Below are 20,092 nucleotides of genomic sequence, written 5' to 3'. Positions count from 1 at the left end.
CACCCTACGCATTATTCGTGCGCGCGAAACAACAGACAGGCGTCGCCATAGGAATAGAAGCGGTAGCCGCTGGCGATGGCGTGGGCATAGGCCCGTTTCATGGTGTCGAGGCCGCTGAATGCCGATACCAGCATAAACAGCGTCGAACGCGGCAGATGAAAATTGGTCAGCAGAATATCGACCGCGCGAAAGCGATAACCCGGCGTGATGAAGATCGAGGTGTCATCCGCAAACGGTTCGATCGTGCCGTCTTCCGCCGTAGCGCTTTCCAAAAGCCGCAGCGAGGTGGTTCCGACGGCGACGATGCGGCCGCCCCCGGCCCGTGCCTCATTGAGCGCGGCAGCCGTATCGCCGGTGATAACGCCCCATTCCGCGTGCATCTTGTGCCCGGCGGTGTCTTCGACCTTGACCGGCAGGAAGGTCCCCGCCCCGACATGCAGCGTGATCCGGTGCAGCCCGATGCCGCGATCGCGCAACGCCATCTCGAGCGCCGGCGTGAAATGCAATCCGGCGGTGGGTGCGGCGACCGCGCCTTCCTTTGCCGCAAACATGGTCTGATAATCCGCGGCGTCGCGCTCATCGGGGGTGCGCTTCGAGGCGATATAGGGCGGCAGAGGCGGGCTACCCAGATCGGCAATGGCCTGGTCGAGCGTGGGCCCGTGAAACGAAAACGACAGCGTGATCTCGCCGCTGTCGCCTTTGTGCTCGACCTCGGCATCGAGATGGCCAAGCAGGCATACCCTGCCCTCATTGCCGAAGCGAACCACGTCGCCTTGCGCAAGTTTCTTCGCAGGCTTGACCAGCGCCTGCCAGCGTGAACCGTCGAGGCGCTTGATCAGCGTCGCCTCGATCTTCGGTTCGGTGTCACGGCCGATGCGACGGCCCGCAAGCTGCGCCGCGATGACCTTGGTATCGTTGACCACCAACTGATCGCCGGGCTCGAGCCATTGCGGAAGATCGGCAACGCTGCGATCGCGCAGCACGGCTTCCGGCTGCACGATCAGCATCCGAGCGGAGTCGCGCGGGCTTGCCGGCCGCAGCGCGATGCTGTCAGGCGGAAGCTCGAAGTCGAAGAGATCGGTGCGCATGGCGCAATGCGTTCCAGCGTTGCCGCGTAACGTCATTCCGGTGGCGGCGCGGACGCGCGCCCCGGAATGACGGTTCGGCGATTATGCCGCGTCGGCGGCCATATGCGCCTTGACGATCTTGTCGGGATTTTGCACCGGCTCGCCGCGCTTGATCTTGTCGACGTTCTCCATGCCCTCGGTCACCTTGCCCCAGACCGTGTACTGGCCGTTGAGGAACGAGGCGTCGTCGAAGCAGATGAAGAACTGGCTGTCGCCGGAATCAGGATTGGCGGCGCGCGCCATCGAGGCCGTGCCGCGCACATGCGGCTCCTTGCTGAATTCAGCCTTCAGCTTCTTGCCGGAACCGCCGGTGCCGGTGCCCTGCGGACATCCCGTTTGCGCCATGAAGCCGTCGATCACACGATGGAACACGATGCCGTCGTAAAAGCCTTCGCGCACCAGCTCCTTGATACGCGCGACATGGCCAGGCGCCAGATCGGGGCGCATCTCGATCGTCACGGGGCCCTGTGTGGTTTCAAGGATCAAAGTATTTTCGGAATCAGCCATGCTCTTTTCTCTATGGGTTGGGGTGGAGGTTTCCGATTGTGAAATCGAATGGCAAATGGTCGGCCGGCCGAGGCGCCGGCCATTCCCGGGGTAAATGGTATTGGCGTGCAGCGTTGCAACGCCTCCATGACCGCGACGCGGTAGATCAAACGGTCATTATCGGTCGCTTGTTCCGATTCATAGGTAATTCTCGGGTGGCCCAGAATGTTGCCGTCGCGGTCAAAGCTTACGATAACGGTGATGTCGATCCCCGGATCGGCGCGCAACGGCGACGGCGGCTGCCAGCAGGTGCGCAATTTGAAGAACAGCTCTTTGAGGTTGTCGACCTGACCGGGTTCAGCCCGCGCCGATGCGGCCGACGACGCCAACAGCAGCACCGCTACAAACCAGACCAGTGGCCTGCGAAGCGCTGCTGCCATAACTCGCTTCCATGGTTCACTTGATGCAGTTCACTTGACGTCAGACGCGACTTGCACCTTCACCATCTTGTCGGGATCGGTGACGGCGCCGCCGGCCGAGCCCGGCGGGGCTTTCTTGAGCTTGTCGACGACGTCCATGCCCTGCACCACTTCGCCGATCACGGTGTACTGGCCGTCAAGGCTGGGTCCGTCCGCGAACATGATGAAGAACTGCGAGTTCGCGCTGTCGACGCTGTCGCCGCGCCGCGCCATGCCGACGATCCCGCGCTTGAAGTGAACGCTGGAGAACTCCTGCTTCAGGTTCGGATATTTCGATCCGCCGGTGCCGTTGAAGTTCTGGCCGTCACCGGTCTGCGCCATGAAGCCGTCCATGACGCGGTGGAACGGCACGTTGTTGTAAAAGCCCTCGCGCGCCAGTTGCTTGATGCGCTCGGCGTGCTGGGGCGCGATGTCGGTCCGCAACTTGATGACGATGCGGCCCTTGGTGGAGTCGATGACAATCGCATTCTGCTTGTCGAGATTGGCAGGCAGCGGCTGGGCGAGCGCGGGGGCCACGCAGACCAGCGCAGCAATGACGGCAAGAATTCGGATCATGACAACTCCGGACCAGTTGAAGGAAAAGTGCGTTAGGTGTTGCGCGCGTCGTCTCGCGAAGCCGGTTCCCAGTTTTGCGAAACGGCGCGCGATCAGGCGAATTTGATTTTCAGGCTGGCGGCCACCGCCGGCGGCACGAACGCCGAGACGTCGCCGCCCATGGCAGCGATTTGACGGACCAGTGTGGCAGTGATCGGGCGGACGGCAGCCGAGGCCGGAACGAATACCGTATGCACCTCCGGCGCCATGGTCTCGTTCATGCCGGCAATCTGCATCTCGTAGTCGAGGTCGGTGCCGTCGCGAAGGCCGCGAATCATGATGGTTGCGCCGAGCTTCTGGGCCGCCGTGACCGTGAGATTGTCGTAGGTGGTGCAGTCAAAGGCGCAGCCGGCCTGGCTTGCGATCGGGGCAAAAACCGCTTGCGCCATGTCGAGCCGCTCTTGCACCGAAAATAGCGGTTTTTTGCCGGGATGGACCCCGATGGCCACGACCAGCCGGTCGCACAGGCCGACGGCATGCCGGACGACGTCCAGATGGCCGTTGGTGACGGGGTCGAAGGAGCCGGGATAGAGCGCGATACGGAGCATAACTCCCTCTACCCCGCCCCGGGCAGCGTCGCAAGGCACGCCGGTTCCACCGCGCCGGGCGAAAACCCTCATTTTTATTTTGGGCCGTTATCTGAACCACTTGCGGGGTCACCGCGTCTGCTTGGCAGGACAAGTGTTTCGTCCTCGGAAGGACGACGAAACAAAACGACAGCGGATGAAACCATTTTCCGCCTTTCGCGAAGACGCCGCGAAACGGTCGGTGGGTATTCAGTCCGCCAACAGACAACGGGCCAGAACGGCCCAGCAGGGGACCGTCATGATCAAAGCTCTCTCAGCAATCGCTGTCGCTGCCTTCGTCGCTGCCGCCCTCACCCTTCTTCCCGGCTTCGCTCCGCAAGTTGAAGCCAGCGTCCCGCACGCCCTCGCCAAGGGCGACCGGCTGGACGTTCATCCGGTCGGCCGGGACTGCTCGCAGCAGGCCTGGCCCAATTTCGAAGCGTCCTGCCTTCGCTCCGCCGGTGCCAAGGGCACGATCCGGCAAGCGCGGCTGGTAACCGCTGACCGCACGCCGTAGTTTGCGTCTGTCATCAAAGTAATCCCATGGTAATTTGCGGCGGGTCGTCGCACACTGGCATTTGATCGCGCACCTGTCGGCACCTTGACTGGCGGGCGCGGTTGCCTTGCCCGGTTGCCTTGGGAGGCTTCGCCAGTGACCGACACGCCAGTCGCAGACTCGCTCAAGTCCAACGCGCTTCCCGTTACGGCAACGATCGGCGCCCTCGGCGTCGTCTACGGCGACATCGGCACCAGCCCGCTCTATGCGCTGAAGGAAGCGGCCAAGGCCGCCGCCCATGGCGGACCACTGACTTCGGACGCGATACTCGGGGTCGCTTCGCTGATCCTCTGGGCGCTGATCCTGATCATCTCGATCAAATATGCGTTGCTGATCATGCGCGCCGACAATCGCGGCGAAGGCGGCATCGTTGCCCTGCTGGCGCTGCTTTCGGCGCGCAACGCCCAGCCCGGAACATGGCGCGCACAACTTCTGATCGTAGGCCTCGTCGGCGCGGCCCTGCTGTACGGCGACGGCGCCATCACACCGGCGATCTCGGTGCTGAGCGCAATCGAGGGATTAAAGGTCGACGCGCCCTCGCTGACTCCAGTCGTGGTGCCGCTGACTGTGGTGATCCTGATCGGCCTGTTCCTGATGCAGAAGCAGGGCACCGGATTTATCGGCCAGATATTCGGACCCGTCATGCTCGGCTGGTTCGCCATTCTCGCCGCACTCGGCATCCACGGCATTATCAAGGCGCCGGCGGTGCTGGCCGCGCTGAGCCCGCTCTATGCTTTCGACTTCCTGATCCACGAGGATTTCCACATCAGCTTCGCCATTCTCGGCGCGGCCTTCCTCGCGGTCACCGGCGGTGAAGCGATGTACGCCGATATGGGCCATTTCGGCAGGGTGCCGATCCGTCTGGCATGGTTCACCGTTGCGCTACCCGCTCTCGTGCTCAACTATTTCGGTCAGGCGGCGCTCCTGGTCACGGATCCAACCGCGATCGATAACCCTTTCTACCAGCTCGCCCCTGACTGGGTGCAGTATCCGCTGGTGGCGTTCGCTGCGCTGGCCACCGTCATTGCATCGCAGGCGATCATTTCCGGCGTGTTCTCGTTGACGCAACAATCGATTCAGCTCGGCTTCTTGCCGCGCATGCACATCAAGCACACCACGAGCCATGCCATCGGCCAGATCTATGTGCCGCTGGTGAACTGGCTGCTGGCCGCAGCGACCCTTGGAGCCGTCATCGGCTTCGGCACATCGGATGCGCTGGCGGGCGCCTATGGCATCGCGGTGTCGCTGCTGATGGCGATCACCACGCTGTTGGCGGCGCTGGTTGCGATACAATGGGGCTACTCACCGCTCATTGTCGTCGCCGTGAATGGTTTTTTCCTGGTCATCGACTGCATTTTCTTCGCCGCCAACTCGACCAAGCTGTTCGAAGGCGGCTGGTTTCCGTTGCTGCTCGCGACGGTGGTTGCGTTTTTGATGCTGACCTGGCGCAGCGGCGTCAGGCTGGTGGAGCGGGCGCGTGGCAGCCTGCGCCAACCGGAAGAGGACCTGATCGAAACCGCGATCAGCAAATGTCACGCGCGGCTTTCCGGAACGGCGATATTTTTGGCATCAGCGCCGAACGGCGTGCCGCTCGCGCTGACGCAATTCGTCAAGCATAACCACTGCCTGCACCAGCGCGTGGTGCTGGTTACGGTGCTGATTGAGGAATCTCCGCGCGTTGCGGATGAGGAACGTGCCGAGGTGATCGAGATCATCCCGGGCATCACCCGCGTCATTCTGCACTACGGCTTCATGCAATATCCGACGATCTATGCGGGGCTGGTGCTCGCCTGCAATCAGGGCAAGCTGCCGGGCATCGATCTCACCGACATCACCTATTACATCGGCCGCGAAACCATCATCCCGCGCGAGGACATTCCGGGCATGTCGCTGTGGCGCGAGTCGTTGTTTGCGTTTCTGCAGCGTAACGCCGAGCGGACGGCGGCATTTTTCGACGTGCCTGCCCGCCAGGTCGTCGAGTTCGGCACCGAAATCGAGATCTGACTTTTGAACGTTATCGTTCCGATTGAATCGGAACCAGGCTCTGATTTTAGTTTGCTTGTTTTTTAAGCGAACCGGTCCCCACCGCGCCACCCAAGTCGGGACAGGCTTTCGCTCGAAACGCCATAGCAGCCGCGTTGTGCAGGCGTCGGTTCCGGTATCATCGTGATGCCAAACTTCGAATAGCCAGCATCTGTTACCGTTCTCACCATCTCCTGTCACGGTGGACAGAACATTTGAAGCACTCGCAAGCTCTCCGAAAAATTTCATAAACATTTTTGATCCGCGTCCGCAGACGTCGTGAAATTCTGTTCGATAGTGGCAATCAGGACACTACCAAACGTTGTAAGATGCGGACTCAGTTGTATTTCAGGGAATATTGTTCGCGCATATTGAGCCGCGATTTCATGACCAAGCCATAGGTTACGCAAGGACCAGCTGTTCTACGAGGGGAACAGATGCTTGGAACAGAGACTCGTAAAGCAACGCGCGCGCCGTTGGTGATCGGCTGCTCGCTCAGGCGAGGTCAAGCCGGCGAGCTCAGCCACGCACATCGTTTGGGCGATACAGACGACCTGCATGACGCGGATCGGAACTCAGCCCGCATGGTCCGGTCCATCGACCGCCGCGATGAGTGGCGGCGGATCGTGCGCGATGCGCTCGCTGTCTTGCTCGTTGTCCTGGGCGTCTGCGGCATATCCGACATCGCGGTCGGCCAGACCTGCAGCGTTTCCGGCAGTTCGGTCACGCTCACCAGCGGATCCTGCGCGATCGCTCCAAATACAACGCTCAACGGCACACCTGCGGTGCACGCCACCACAAGCGGCCAGATCACCACCAACAATGTCACGATCAATCCCTTCAACGGCGGCAGCATCGGCGGATTGGCCGAGACCAACGGCACGATCGTGTTCAGCTCCGGATCGACCATCACCGGTAACTGGAGCACCGCCGCGTCAGCGCAGACCGGCGGTCAGATCATTTTTCAGTCCGGATCGACCATCAATCCGTCATTCGGCGGCGGAGGAACCGCTCTGCTCGCCAATGGCGCGGGCAGCCAGATCATCGCGACAGGTCTGGCGGTAAATCTCGGCGGCGGGGGAAACAACATTGGCGCCGAGGCGCTCGCCGGCGGCAAGGTCACGCTGAACAGCGGAACCAGCATCGACTTTGTGCAGGGCGGCGGCCAGAACACCGGGCTGCTGGCATCAGGCGCCGGCAGCCAGATCATCAGCAACGGCGCGACGGTGACGATACCGAATCTCGGTGGCGCCGGCGGCAACGATACCGGCGTGCGCGCCGATGGCGGCGCTTCGGTCATGCTCAACGGAGGAGCCGTTACCGTAAATGGCAATGGCGGTGGCGAGACGGGTCTGCTCGCAACCGGCGCCGGCAGCAGCATCACGGGCGGCGGTGTGACCGTCAACGTCTCCAGCAACGGCGGGAGTGCCCGCGGCGGCTTTTTGCAGAATGGTGCGAACATCTCGCTGAGCGGCGGAAGCGTCACGACCTCCGGTGGTGCGGGCAGCTACGGATTTCTGCTTCAGGCACCGGCAGGCGTGACGAATACGCTGAGCCTTGACGGCACGGTGGTCAGTTCGGCGTCGGATGCGTTCGCAGCGCAAGGCGGCAACGCCGCCATCACCACGACGGATGCGACGGCGACCGGCAACAACGGAATCCTGCTGAGCGCCGCGAACAGCTCGGCCGTCACGATGACCAGCAATCATTCGACGCTGACCGGCGCGATGCTCACCGACGCCTCGAGCACGAGCAATGTCACGCTCGGCAACGGGACGACCTGGAACATGACCGGAAGTTCCAACGTCACCAATCTCACGAACAACGACAGCGACATCATCTCCACGCCGGCGTCATCCGCGTTCAAGACACTGACCGCGATGAATTACACCGGCACGGGCGGAACGATCACGTTCAACACCTTTCTCGGTGCAGACAACTCGCCGTCCGATCAGCTTATCGTCAATGGCGGCGCGGCGACGGGCTCGACAAATCTCAGGATTCTGAACGCCAACGGATCCGGGGATCAGACCGTGGCCAACGGCATCCTGGTCGTCAACGCGACCAACGGCGGCACGACAACTTCGGATGCCTTCATGCTTGTCGGCGAAGCACGTGGCGGCGCCTATGATTATTTCCTGTTCCGCGGCGGTCTCAACGGCGATGTCCCGAACAACTGGTTCCTGCGTTCGACCTTCGACGCGCCCGGTACGCCGTCCACACTGCCGGGAATGCCGCCGGAGTTGCAGGTTCCGCCGCCGACATTGCCGCCGGAAGCGCCGCCCGCCGTGCTGCCGCCGGGCACCTATCCGATCATCGGGCCGGAACTTGCAACCTACGGCGTCGTGCAGCCGGTCGCGCGCGAGTTGGGGCTTGCCACGCTCGGCACGCTCAACCAGCGCATCGGCGACACCATGACGCTGGCGAACGCCGGCAACGGCGCTATGGGATGGGATCGTTCCGACTGGGCACGCTTCTTCGGACAGCAGATCGACGATCACTACCAGGCGTTTGCCGATCCGCGCGCCAGTGGCTGGCTGGGAGGCTTCCAGGGCGGCATCGATCTTTGGCGCGGCAACCTGGTCTCCGGCCACCGCGACGCCGCCGGCGTTTATTTCGGCTACGGTCAGGCCGAAGTTAACGTGACCGGTCTCGTCACCAACGCCACGGCAACGGGCTATGTGCTGACCCATACCGGCTCTTTGAACCTCGATGCCTTCTCCGCCGGCGCGTACTGGACCCACTACGGTCCACAAGGGTGGTATCTCGACGCAATCCTGCAAGAGACGGCCTATCGGGGTAACGCCACGACACAGTTCGCAGATCTGCCGACCAATGGCTCCGGCTTCATCGCCTCACTGGAAGCGGGCTATCCCATACCGCTGCCACTTGGACCGCGCTTCGTGCTGGAGCCGCAAGCGCAGATCATCTGGCAACAGGTCACGTTCGACGATGCGAATGACGGTTTAGGTCCGGTCGGCCTCGGCTCGACTTCTGGCCCGACCGGACGGCTCGGCCTGCGCGGCCAATGGACCATCGAGGGCCGCAACGGAATTCTGTGGCAGCCTTATATAGGCGTGAATGTCTGGCGCGGCTGGGGCGCGGAAGCCACAACGAATTTCGGCATCGACCAGGTGCAGCTGATCGAGAGTTCGACGCGGACGGAAGTGCTGGGCGGCGTGACCGCCAGGCTCAACAACCGTCTCAGCCTCTACGCCCAAGGCAGCTATCTGTTCGCGATCGATCAAACCAACGAAAGCAGCCACGGCGGAGCCCAAGGCAATATCGGCGTTCGCTACAGCTGGTGAAGCGATTAAGCCGACAACGGCTAACCGCCGTTGCCGTTCTCGCCATTCTCTCCGTCATCGCCGATATGCTCGACCGACACCACGTGCTCGTCTTCGGCGGTGTCGAATACGATGACGCCCTGGGTCGAGCGGCCCGCGATTCGGATGCCCTCGACCGGACAGCGGATCAGCTGACCCTTGTCGGTCACCAGCATGATCTGATCGCTGTCCTCGACCGGGAATGAGGCCACCAGCTTGCCGTTACGCCCGTTGACCGACATCGCAACGATGCCCTTGCCGCCGCGTCCGGTGGTCCGGTACTCGAACGACGAGGTGCGCTTGCCGTAGCCATTGACGGACACCGTCAGGACTACCTGCTCCTGCGCCGACATCTCGACATAGCGCTCCTGGCTGAGCTGGATCGCGCCTGAGGTTTCCCCGGCGGTTTCCTCGCCCTCGGTATCGGCAGGCTCCTCCGATGTCGTCTCGCCGGCGACGGCGCGGCGCATTTTCAAATAGGCCGTTCGCTCGTCCGAAGTCGCCTCGACGTGGCGCAGGATCGACAGCGAGATCAGCTTGTCGCTCCCGGGCAGCGCAATGCCGCGCACGCCCATGGAGGTGCGGCCGGTAAAGACGCGGACATCGGTGACGGGGAAGCGGATGCACTGTCCGCCGGCGGCGGTCAGCAGCACGTCGTCATGTTCGGTGCAGATCTGGACGTCGACGATCGCCTCGTCATCCTCGAGTTTCATCGCGATGATGCCGGAATGGCGGACGTCGACGAAATCCGACAGCTTGTTGCGGCGGACATTGCCGCCGGTGGTCGCGAACATCACGTCGAGATTGGCCCAGGAGCTTTCATCCTCGGGCAACGGCATGATGGTGGTGATGCGTTCGCCCTGCTCCAGCGGCAGGATATTGATCATCGCCTTGCCACGCCCGTTCGGCGGCGCCACCGGCAGCCGCCAAACCTTTTCCTTGTAGACCTGGCCGCGCGACGAAAAGAACAGCACCGGCGTATGGGTCGAAGCCACGAACAGTCGGCTAACGAAATCCTCGTCGCGGGTCTGCATACCCGACCGGCCCTTGCCGCCGCGGCGCTGCGCCCGATAGGCCGACAGCGGCACACGCTTGACGTAGCCGGCGTGCGAGACCGTGACCACCATATCTTCGCGCTGGATCAGGTCTTCGTCTTCGACCTCGTTTTCCTGCTCGAGGATCATGGTTTTGCGCGGGGTGGCGAATTCCGATTTCACCGCGGCGAGTTCGTCCTTGATGATGGTCTGGACCCGGGCGCGCGAACGCAGGATTTCCAGGTAATCGGCGATTTCCACCGCGAGCTTGTCAAGTTCCTCACCAATCTCCTCGCGGCCGAGCGCCGTCAGCCTCGCCAAACGCAAATCGAGAATGGCTTGCGCCTGGTCGAACGACAGCCGTGCGGTGCCATCTTCCGCCAACCGATGGCGCGGATCGTCGATCAGCGTGATCATCGCCGCCACATCCTTCGCCGCCCAGTCGCGCGACATCAGGGTGTCGCGCGCGGTGGCGGGATTGGGCGAGGTCCGGATCACGCGGATGATCTCGTCGATATTGGCCACGGCAATCGCGAGACCGACCAGGACGTGGGCGCGGTCGCGCGCCTTGTTGAGCAGGAATTTGGTGCGCCGCGTGACGACCTGTTCGCGGAACGCGATGAAGATCGTCAGCAGGTCCTTCAGGTTCATCAGCAGCGGGCGGCCGGCGTCGAGCGCCACCATATTGACCCCGAAATTGGTCTGCAGCGGCGTGAACCGGTAGAGTTGGTTCAACACCACTTCCGGCACCGCGTCGCGCTTCAGTTCGACGACGACGCGCAAGCCGTCGCGGTCGGATTCGTCGCGGAGATCGGAAATACCCTCGATCTTCTTCTCGCGATGCAGTTCGCTGATGCGCGCCACCATGGCGGCCTTGTTCACCTGGTAGGGAATTTCCGTGATGATGATGGCTTCGCGGTCCTTCCCGTAGGACTCGATCTTCGGTTTGCCGCGCATCACGATCGAGCCGCGGCCGAGGTGGTAGGCCGAGCGGATGCCCTGGCGTCCGAGGATAATGCCGGCGGTCGGGAAATCCGGTCCGGGGATGATGTTGATGAGATCATCGATCGAAAGCGCGGGATTGTCGATCAGCGCGACACAGCCATCGATGACTTCGCCGAGATTGTGCGGCGGAATGTTGGTGGCCATGCCGACCGCGATGCCGCCGGCGCCGTTGACCAGCAGATTTGGAAATTTCGCCGGCAGCACCCGCGGTTCGCGGAAGGAACCGTCGTAGTTATCCTGGTAATCGACGGTGTCCTTGTCGATGTCGTCGAGCAGCAGTTGCGCAATCTTGGTCAGGCGGGATTCGGTGTAACGCATGGCGGCGGCCGTATCGCCGTCCACCGAGCCGAAATTGCCCTGCCCGTCGATCAAGGGCACGCGCATGGAGAAATCCTGCGCCATGCGCACCATTGCGTCGTAGACCGACTGGTCGCCGTGGGGATGGTATTTACCGATCACGTCGCCGACGGTCCGGGCCGACTTGCGGTAGGGTTTGTTCCATTCGAAGCCGTTCTCGTACATCGCGTAGAGAATACGGCGATGAACCGGCTTCAAACCGTCGCGCGCATCGGGCAGCGCGCGCGCCACGATCACACTCATGGCGTAATCGAGGTAGGAGCGTTTCATCTCGTCGAGGATCGATACGGGACGAATATCGGAAGGCCCCTTGGGCTCTCCGGGATTCGGATCTTCTGTGTCAGCCAAAGGGGGAATCCGGTCAATTCTTGGTCAGGAATCATATAGCCTATCGGAGGCTTCCAAACCACCCCCAACTGCCCCCGCCGAGCGGTTTTTCCTTTCGTTTTTCCAGAGACTTACGTCGTTAACTGAATTTTCAGCAATGACCTCGAATCCGGCCCCTGGAACCCCTCCCCCGGGGTCTATTTCGAGCCCCGGATTTCCGCTTCGAAAAGCGCGTCTCAGGCCCCGAATACGACGGCATGCATGATCCGCCCCGGCAGCAACGTAAACAGCCCGGCGATCACAAGCGCGCCCGTGAAAATAAGGATCATGATGCGGCGGTGACCGACGACTTCATGGCGATGCGCCTTCCACACAGCAAGCGGCAGCATCAGCAGCGTGAAGATCGACAATAGATGGATCGGACTCCAGGGACCGACGAGCCGGATTTGATGGATCCAGAATGAACTGACGGCCACGATCGCCATCAGCACGACCCAGATCCAGCCGAGCGTACGGTGAGGCAGTGTGCCCTTCGGAGCCGCAAGCTGGACGACGCCGAGCACGAAGGCGCCCATCGCCGCGAAGGCGTGGAGCGGTATTTGGGGCGCTGCATGGAGTAGCGGCGCAAGACTCACGGCGGCAGTTCCCGACTAAAACCCTGCGGAAGGCGTGGCGCGGGACACGCCACGCCTTCCGCTGATTTTTCGCCCGCCCTTAGAACGGAATGTCGTCGTCCATATCGCTGTTGCGCGCACCGGCTGCTACGGCGCGGCGGGGTGCGGGGCTCGACGGACTGCTGGAGCCGAAATCGCTGCCGGAATCCTCGGCCCCGAAATTGCCGCCGCCACCGCTGCGGCCATCCAGCATGGTCAGGTTCGAATTGAATCCCTGCAGCACCACTTCGGTCGAATATTTTTCGGCGCCGGCCTGATCGGTCCATTTGCGGGTCTGCAACTGGCCTTCGATGTAAACCTTGGCGCCCTTCTTCAGATATTGCTCGGCGACCTTGCAGAGCCCTTCATTAAAGATGACGACGCGATGCCACTCGGTCTTTTCCTTGCGCTCGCCAGTCCCCTTGTCGCGCCATGTTTCTGATGTCGCCACGCTCAAATTGGCGATCGGCCGCCCGTCCTGCGTACGCCGGATCTCCGGGTCCTTGCCGAGATTACCAACCAAAATAACCTTGTTCACACTTCCCGCCATCGCCGCTCTCCACGCTCGAAATTTACTGGACTGCCCCTCGCTCACATCCGCCGGATTGAGCTTTGATATCGCCTGTCGGCGCGTCGGGACCACCTTGAGATCGACCCTATACGTTCGCCGATCAGGCGAGCCGCATGATCCCGAGGTTATCCACATATAGCGTCCATTCCCAGAATGTTCCAGATTTGTTCTTTTAAAAGCCGCCGGAAAATATCCAGGCGGTATCTCAATGTGGGGATGCATGAGCTCCGAATACAACTGCCACAAAAAAGCCCGAAAAGTTCCATCGGGTTCCCGAATAGCCTAAACAAATCATTACGTTGTCATGGACGCACTTGGTCCGCGACTGTTGCATTTCGGCGACGGCTTTTTCGACTGAATCGGCATATCGTGTTTCTGGGAATGGATGGGTCGCGGCGCAAATGCGCGAACACAACAAGCTTCAAAAACACGTCGAAATAGCTGGAGATCGACAATGAAAAAGTTTTTGTTGGGTACGGTTGGTCTGATCGCACTGGGCATGGCGCCCGCATCGGCGGCCGACCTCGCCCCGCGGCCCTATACCAAGGCGCCTCCGATGGTCGCCCCTGTGTATGACTGGAGCGGGTTCTATATCGGTGCCAACGGCGGTTGGGCTAACCAACACAGTTGCTTCAATGCCGTTACCCCCGCGGGCACTTTCCTCGGCAATGAAGGTTGCCACAACGCAGACGGAGGCGTTGTTGGTGGTCAGATCGGTTATCGCTGGCAGGCCAGCCAATGGGTGTTCGGCTTGGAAGCCCAAGGCGACTGGGCCGATCTGCGTGGATCCAATGAAAGCCTCCTCTTTCCCGGTTTCACCAATCGTTCGCGAATGGATGCGTTCGGGTTGTTCACCGGCCAGGTTGGCTATGCCTGGAACAACGTCCTGTTCTACGTGAAGGGCGGCGCCGCGGTGACCGACAATCGTAGCGACATCATCTTTGACGTCGCGAACACAGTTGTAGGAACTTCCAGCAACAACACGCAATGGGGCGGCACAGTCGGCGCCGGCCTCGAATACGGCTTTGCCCCGGGTTGGTCGGTTGCCGTTGAGTACGATCATATTTTCATGAACAACCACACCACGACGTTTTTTGTTCCAGCGACGAGTACCGTCTTTGCTACTGATCGGATTAGCGGAGATGTGGATATGGTCACGGCCCGCGTGAACTATCACTTCAACTGGGGTGGTCCGGTCATTGCGAAGTACTGATCTCGGTACTCAATCTCAGGCCTTGGGGGGACTGAGTAACTTGGAAAGGCCGGCGCGTTGCGCCGGCCTTTTCTTTTGCGCCCAACCTGTCCCGATTGCGCCCTATCTTGGTTGCGCCCAGTGCCGTCATTTCACCGGCGCGGCAACCTCGGCCGCAGCAAACGGTTGATGGATTGAAAGCGGCACTGGAAATCGGCTCCCGTTCTTCCTATGTTCCGAAAAGCACCCATTGGCGTTCGCTCCCGGGTTTCCGTGATGCGCGCCCGAACACGCTTGCGCGTCTGGAATTGCCCGCATGGATGAAGTGATCAAGGCGAAGCGCCAACAAACCGCCGGCTCCGGCACACGCGCGATAACGATTCGCGGCGCGCGCGAGCACAATCTCAAAAACGTCGATCTGGAAATCCCGCGCGACAGGCTGGTGGTGTTCACCGGCCTGTCCGGCTCGGGAAAATCCTCGCTCGCGTTCGACACCATCTATGCCGAAGGCCAGCGCCGCTACGTCGAATCGCTGTCGGCCTATGCGCGCCAGTTCCTGGAGATGATGCAGAAGCCGGACGTCGACCAGATCGACGGGCTGTCGCCGGCGATCTCCATCGAGCAAAAGACCACGTCGAAGAACCCGCGCTCGACCGTCGGCACCGTGACCGAGATCTATGACTACATGCGGCTGTTGTGGGCGCGGGTCGGCGTGCCCTATTCGCCCGCAACCGGCCTGCCGATCGAGAGCCAGATCGTCTCGCAGATGGTCGATCGCGTGCTGGCGCTGCCGGAAGGCACGAGGCTCTATCTGCTGGCGCCGGTGGTGCGCGGCCGCAAGGGCGAATACCGCAAGGAACTCGCCGAATACCTCAAGAAGGGGTTCCAGCGGGTCAAGATCGACGGCACGTTCTACGAACTGGCAGAGGCGCCCGTTCTCGACAAGAAATTCCCGCACGATATCGACGTGGTGGTCGACCGCATCGTGGTACGATCAGACATCGGCCAGCGGCTGGCGGAAAGCTTTGAGACCGCGCTGAAGCTCGCCGAGGGCCTGGCGGTGATCGAATACGCCGACGCGCCCACCTCGGCCGGCAGCGACAAGAAGTCCGACGAGAAAAAGCCCGATAAGAAGACCGCCAAGATCCACGACAAGAGCGGACCGGAGCGGATCCTGTTCTCGGAGAAGTTCGCCTGCCCGGTTTCCGGCTTCACCATTCCGGAAATCGAGCCGCGGCTGTTCTCCTTCAACAATCCGTACGGCGCCTGCCCGGCCTGCGGCGGCCTCGGCGTCGAGCAGCATGTCGATGAGGATCTCGTCATCCCCGACAAGGAAGCGACGCTGCGCAAGGGCGCGATCGCGCCCTGGGCGAAATCATCCTCGCCCTACTACGTCCAGACGCTGACGGCGTTGGCCAAGTTCTACAAGTTCACGCTCGACACCAAATGGAAGGAGCTGCCGAAAAAGACGCAGAACGCGATTCTGCATGGCTCGGGAGATGACGAGATCAAGTTCTCCTATGAGGACGGCGTGCGCTCCTATGACACCAAGAAACCGTTCGAGGGCGTCATCACCAATATCAACCGCCGTTATCGCGAGACCGACAGCGAATGGGCGCGCGAGGAGTTGGCAAAATATTTTTCCGATGTGCCCTGCGATGGCTGCCACGGCTATCGGCTGAAGCCCGAGGCGCTGTGCGTCAAGATCGGCGGCAAGCACATCGGTGAAATCTCCGAGCTTTCGGTGCGCAACGCCGGCGAGTGGTTCGAGTCGGTGCCCAAGGTGCTCAACGCGCAGCAAAACGAGATCGCCGCGCGGGTGCTGAAGGAGATCCGCGAGCGGCTGTCGTTCCTGCTCGATGTCGGCCTCAATTACCTGACGCTGGCGCGCGCCTCCGGCACCCTGTCCGGCGGTGAAAGCCAGCGGATCCGGCTGGCTTCGCAGATCGGCTCGGGACTGACCGGCGTGCTCTATGTGCTGGACGAGCCTTCGATCGGCTTGCATCAGCGCGACAACGCCCGGCTGCTGGAAACCCTCAAGCGACTCCGCGACCTCGGCAACACCGTGATCGTGGTCGAGCACGACGAGGACGCGATCCTGCTGGCCGATCATGTCGTCGACGTCGGCCCCGGCGCCGGCATGCATGGCGGCAATATCGTCGCCCAGGGCACGCCCGCCGACATCATGAACAATCCGAAGTCGCTGACCGGAAAATATCTCACCGGCGAATTATCGGTCGACGTTCCCGAGCGGCGGCCGCCGAACCATCGCCGCACCATCAAGGTGGTCAATGCCCGCGGCAACAATCTGAAAAACGTTTCGGCGGAAATTCCGCTGGGGCTGTTCACCTGCGTCACCGGCGTTTCCGGTGGCGGCAAGTCGACGCTATTGATCGACACGCTCTATCGCGCCATCGCGCGCAAACTCAACAATGCCAGCGAAGGCGCCGCGCCGCACGATCGCATCGAGGGGCTGGAGCATATCGACAAGATCATCGATATCGACCAGTCGCCGATCGGCCGCACCCCGCGCTCCAACCCCGCGACCTATACCGGCGCCTTCACGCCGATCCGCGAATGGTTCGCCGGCCTGCCGGAAGCCAAGGCGCGCGGCTACGAGCCCGGGCGGTTTTCATTCAACGTCAAGGGCGGCCGCTGCGAAGCCTGCCAGGGCGACGGCGTCATCAAGATCGAGATGCACTTTTTGCCTGATGTCTACGTCACGTGCGACGTCTGCAAGGGCAAGCGCTACAACCGCGAAACGCTGGAGGTGCTGTTCAAGGGCAAGTCGATCGCCGACGTGCTCGACATGACGGTCGAGGAAGCCGCCGAATTCTTCAAGGCGGTGCCGCGGGTGCGCGAGACCTTCAAGACGCTGCACCGCGTCGGCCTCGATTACATCCATGTCGGCCAGCAGGCCACGACGCTCTCGGGCGGCGAGGCCCAGCGCGTCAAACTGGCAAAAGAATTGTCGAAGCGCGCGACCGGCCGCACGCTCTATATCCTGGACGAGCCGACCACGGGCCTGCATTTCCACGACGTCAAGAAACTGCTGGAAGTGCTGCACGAACTGGTGTCGCAGGGCAATACGGTGGTCGTGATCGAGCACAATCTCGAGGTGATCAAAACCGCCGACTGGGTGATCGATCTCGGCCCCGAAGGCGGCGACGGCGGCGGCGAAATCGTTGCCTGGGGTCCGCCGGAGGATATCGTCAAAGCGCCGCGGAGCTATACGGGCAAGTTCCTGGCGCCGGTGCTGGCGAAGGCGGGCAAGTCAAGGAAGAGCGGCACGAGCGAGGCGGCGGAGTGACTCAGGCGCTAGGCGAGGTCGTGCAAAGTACGACTAAGCTAAGGGCGCTCTATGCGCTCCATCCTCCGCTTCGGGTAGATTCCGAGTCGGCCTCAAATCTCTATCGTAAATTCTTGAAGGATTCGACAGCGCGAGCCGCGCGGCGCGCGTGAGGCTGCCGAAGTGCTCAAGAAAATGCTGGCGCTAGGTATCAGCAAGTTTGAACCGAATCCGCCCGCTGCGATTGCCGAGGCGAAGCACCAGACGGCTGCTACCTAAGGAGATCGAGCCCTTTCGCTCTCCTAACATTGTTTATGTAAGTCTTGCAGATTGCGAACAGCCCCTTGCTCAAAACTGATGAGGGCGGCAACGCCCAGCTATCTGGGTTCTGAGCGTAATTAGTCTCAACGAGCTGAACAAGCATCCCACTATCCAACTTCGATTGCTGGGTACATGAGCTGATGCCACGCGAGTTTGCCTCAGCATATGGATCATTCTCTGAAAACGTACCAAGCCCACCGTCGTATGCGCCCATCACATATCCCATCTTTTGTGCTTCGTTGAGAGCTCGCTAGCTCCCATAGTTCTCGATGTACCCGCAGAAGGCGGGAAAGCTCATGACCACAATCGAAGCCACTGTCAGCGATGTCAGTCGCATCGTGCCGCCCCAATCTCTCGATCTCTTCAGCCGCAGAAGATCAGCTCGCGCGAGATCGCGATCCATTCGCCAGTCAATCTGTTCAGGGTTTTTTTCCGCTCCCCAACCAAGGCGCTCGCAATACAAGATTGCGAGGTCTGCTTGTGAAAGTGTCTTGAGATATTCGATATCATTCGCGCCCTTCATCCACTCAAGCAACTTTTCACGAGGGGTAGATTTGTAGGTGTTGAGAAAAAATTGGGCTAGTTCCAGCCAGTTATTCGCCTTCTGCGGAAGCGGACGCACTTCTCCAAAGAACGTATCAGGATGGCGCTTCCACGCAGCTATCTCTGATTCGGTCATAGGCGTGCGCACGATCAAATGCACTCCGTCGAGAGTCTCGTAGACTCCCATGACTGCTTTCTCTTGCTCCAAAACCGAAGCGTCGCGAAGTCGAGCCGGGATTTCTTTCCCTTCTGCATCCGGGATTAAGTAGATCTCCCCAAATGTCAATCTTGGCGGCGGGTCTTCAGGCGCGAACGCAAACTCTGGATTTTCGCCGTCGAACGTTGATGGAATTTCGTAGTGTGTCTTCATTGAATCGAGGAGCGCGAGCATCTCTTTGTGGCGCACCTGCGAATCGAGAACGTCCTTCAATCGATTGAAGCCGACGTCAGGTCCGAAATCTGGAATTCGACACCCTGTTGCTATCACTTGAGTGCTGGCATTTATCACGCCCAGATTATTGTGGAACGTGTGGTTGGTCACCATCACGTATGCGCTCGGCTTTTCACTGCCATCCGGAGCGGGACTCTTCTCGATGGCTCGTATCTGATCGAGAGCAGCTCTTGGCCATCCATCAGTGGCTGAGGGGTCTGTCACCACGTCAGGCACATTGATCTCGATCATGACAACCCGCGTGTGCTCGGCACTTTTTGACAACGCCTTGTTCAGTTTGTTTCCAACACGTAATCGCTTAATCTCATCTACGGGTCCGTCCTCGATTGAGGACCGATTTCTCGTTTTCACCTCGACCGAGAATTTTGCTCCAGTGCGAGGATACGTGGCAACGAACTCCACATGTGATGACCGTCCATCTGACTCATTCTCATAAGCCAGAGTGAAACCAGCCTTCAAAAAAGCCGCAGCCGCATAAGTCTCAAATAATTTTCCAATAAAATCGTCGGCACGTTCGCTTTTCAAGCGGTCTACGAAACTCGCAGTAAGCCGAGCAACTTGTGTCGGCTCCGCGTGGTGAGCAATCAGGTAAAGGTTGTAGGCAAGATTAATGAATGCTCGCTGCGCTCCCGTCATTGGTCCAACGAGGAGATTGCCAACTTTGGTATGAAGCCGGTTCGAATCTGCGATGGCCTGATGATACCAGCGGACAATTGGATGCCGTTCCAAATTAGGTTTGTCGGATTCCGCCTGAAACCATTCCCTTCCCAGCAAGCCGATTAAGAACTCTCTTAGGAAGTCCTGGAAGGTTCTCCAGCTTTTGGAAAAGTATACCGTGTTGCCGACAGCAACAATTCGATGGTCATTCAGCGACGCGGAAATAATTCCTTTTCCCAATCCCTGTTGGTTCTCACGTTGAACGCGCTCGGCCTCCATTTTGCGCGCCGCTTGCTGAAACGCGCGGTCGTGGTCCGCATTATCGAACGGAGAAGGAGTGCCAGTATGTTTGCCGCAGCACTTTTTGAACTTCAAGCCGCTGCCACAGAGAGGACACGGCTGGTTTCGTCGGATCTTGGCCAATGCTGACCTACAGAAATTGGAATGCGTGCGAATCGGGAGCGCAAACGATGGCACAATTCAGGGTAGCAACATGGGGAATGGGGGCCGTTGTCCCGATTATTCACAGGGCTGCC

Annotated in this window: 14 protein-coding genes; 5 read left to right on the top strand and 9 right to left on the bottom strand. The window is 60.7% G+C overall.

Annotated elements, in window-relative coordinates; all coding sequences use genetic code 11:
- Positions 1 to 11: 11 nt before the first annotated feature.
- From queA to coaD, 5 genes are all read right to left on the bottom strand, one after another.
- Positions 12 to 1,088 carry a tRNA preQ1(34) S-adenosylmethionine ribosyltransferase-isomerase QueA gene (gene queA, locus BLV09_RS05995; RefSeq protein ID WP_146686634.1) on the bottom strand — a complete coding sequence of 359 codons (1,077 nt, stop codon included), beginning with the start codon at positions 1,086 to 1,088 and terminating at the stop codon, positions 12 to 14.
- A gap of 81 nt (positions 1,089 to 1,169) precedes the next feature.
- A complete protein-coding gene (locus tag BLV09_RS05990; protein WP_100381934.1) occupies positions 1,170 to 1,634 on the bottom strand; it encodes a peptidylprolyl isomerase in 465 nt (154 codons plus the stop codon).
- On the bottom strand, positions 1,610 to 2,053 hold the full coding sequence (locus tag BLV09_RS05985; protein ID WP_146686633.1) for a TonB C-terminal domain-containing protein: 444 nt from the start codon (positions 2,051 to 2,053) through the stop codon (positions 1,610 to 1,612). Before BLV09_RS05985 ends, BLV09_RS05990 begins: the two co-directional genes overlap by 25 nt.
- A gap of 30 nt (positions 2,054 to 2,083) precedes the next feature.
- A complete protein-coding gene (locus tag BLV09_RS05980; RefSeq protein ID WP_146686632.1) occupies positions 2,084 to 2,647 on the bottom strand; it encodes a peptidylprolyl isomerase in 564 nt (187 codons plus the stop codon).
- 92 nt (positions 2,648 to 2,739) lie between these two features.
- Positions 2,740 to 3,234, bottom strand: coding sequence for a pantetheine-phosphate adenylyltransferase (gene coaD, locus BLV09_RS05975; RefSeq protein ID WP_146686631.1), 495 nt, complete (start codon positions 3,232 to 3,234; stop codon positions 2,740 to 2,742).
- A gap of 277 nt (positions 3,235 to 3,511) precedes the next feature.
- Here coaD and BLV09_RS05970 point away from each other — a divergent pair, with 277 nt between their 5' ends.
- The 3 genes from BLV09_RS05970 (at position 3,512) to BLV09_RS05960 (ending at position 9,138) form a co-directional block, all read left to right on the top strand.
- Positions 3,512 to 3,769, top strand: a complete 258-nt coding sequence (locus tag BLV09_RS05970; RefSeq protein ID WP_146686630.1) for a hypothetical protein — start codon at positions 3,512 to 3,514, stop codon at positions 3,767 to 3,769.
- Between the two features lie 135 nt (positions 3,770 to 3,904).
- Entirely contained in the window at positions 3,905 to 5,812 is a 1,908-nt protein-coding gene (locus BLV09_RS05965) for a potassium transporter Kup (protein WP_146686629.1), read from the top strand.
- A gap of 602 nt (positions 5,813 to 6,414) precedes the next feature.
- Positions 6,415 to 9,138, top strand: coding sequence for an autotransporter outer membrane beta-barrel domain-containing protein (locus BLV09_RS05960; RefSeq protein WP_146686628.1), 2,724 nt, complete (start codon positions 6,415 to 6,417; stop codon positions 9,136 to 9,138).
- Positions 9,139 to 9,158: 20 nt separating this feature from the next.
- Here BLV09_RS05960 and gyrA read toward each other — a convergent pair whose 3' ends face one another.
- The 3 genes from gyrA to BLV09_RS05945 form a co-directional block, all read right to left on the bottom strand.
- The gene (gyrA, locus tag BLV09_RS05955; RefSeq protein WP_100381940.1) at positions 9,159 to 11,900 is read right to left on the bottom strand and encodes a DNA gyrase subunit A; all 2,742 of its coding nucleotides are present in this window, start codon (positions 11,898 to 11,900) and stop codon (positions 9,159 to 9,161) included.
- A gap of 215 nt (positions 11,901 to 12,115) precedes the next feature.
- Entirely contained in the window at positions 12,116 to 12,514 is a 399-nt protein-coding gene (locus BLV09_RS05950) for a DUF2306 domain-containing protein (protein ID WP_100381941.1), read from the bottom strand.
- Positions 12,515 to 12,593: 79 nt separating this feature from the next.
- Positions 12,594 to 13,082, bottom strand: a complete 489-nt coding sequence (locus BLV09_RS05945; protein WP_146686627.1) for a single-stranded DNA-binding protein — start codon at positions 13,080 to 13,082, stop codon at positions 12,594 to 12,596.
- A gap of 475 nt (positions 13,083 to 13,557) precedes the next feature.
- Between BLV09_RS05945 and BLV09_RS05940 the strand changes: the two genes are divergently transcribed.
- Complete coding sequence (locus BLV09_RS05940) at positions 13,558 to 14,316, top strand: outer membrane protein (protein WP_100381943.1); 759 nt, start codon at positions 13,558 to 13,560, stop codon at positions 14,314 to 14,316.
- A 295-nt stretch (positions 14,317 to 14,611) separates the two neighbouring features.
- The gene (gene uvrA, locus BLV09_RS05935) at positions 14,612 to 17,605 is read left to right on the top strand and encodes an excinuclease ABC subunit UvrA (RefSeq protein ID WP_100381944.1); all 2,994 of its coding nucleotides are present in this window, start codon (positions 14,612 to 14,614) and stop codon (positions 17,603 to 17,605) included.
- Between the two features lie 550 nt (positions 17,606 to 18,155).
- Here the strand turns inward: uvrA and BLV09_RS05930 are convergent.
- A complete protein-coding gene (locus BLV09_RS05930; RefSeq protein WP_283806836.1) occupies positions 18,156 to 20,033 on the bottom strand; it encodes a YecA family protein in 1,878 nt (625 codons plus the stop codon).
- Positions 20,034 to 20,092 lie beyond the last annotated feature (59 nt).

The organism is Bradyrhizobium canariense, assembly GCF_900105125.1.
Lineage (GTDB): Bacteria > Pseudomonadota > Alphaproteobacteria > Rhizobiales > Xanthobacteraceae > Bradyrhizobium > Bradyrhizobium canariense_A.
Note: the sequence above shows the minus strand (reverse complement) of the source record. Positions and strands in the feature narration are given on the sequence as shown.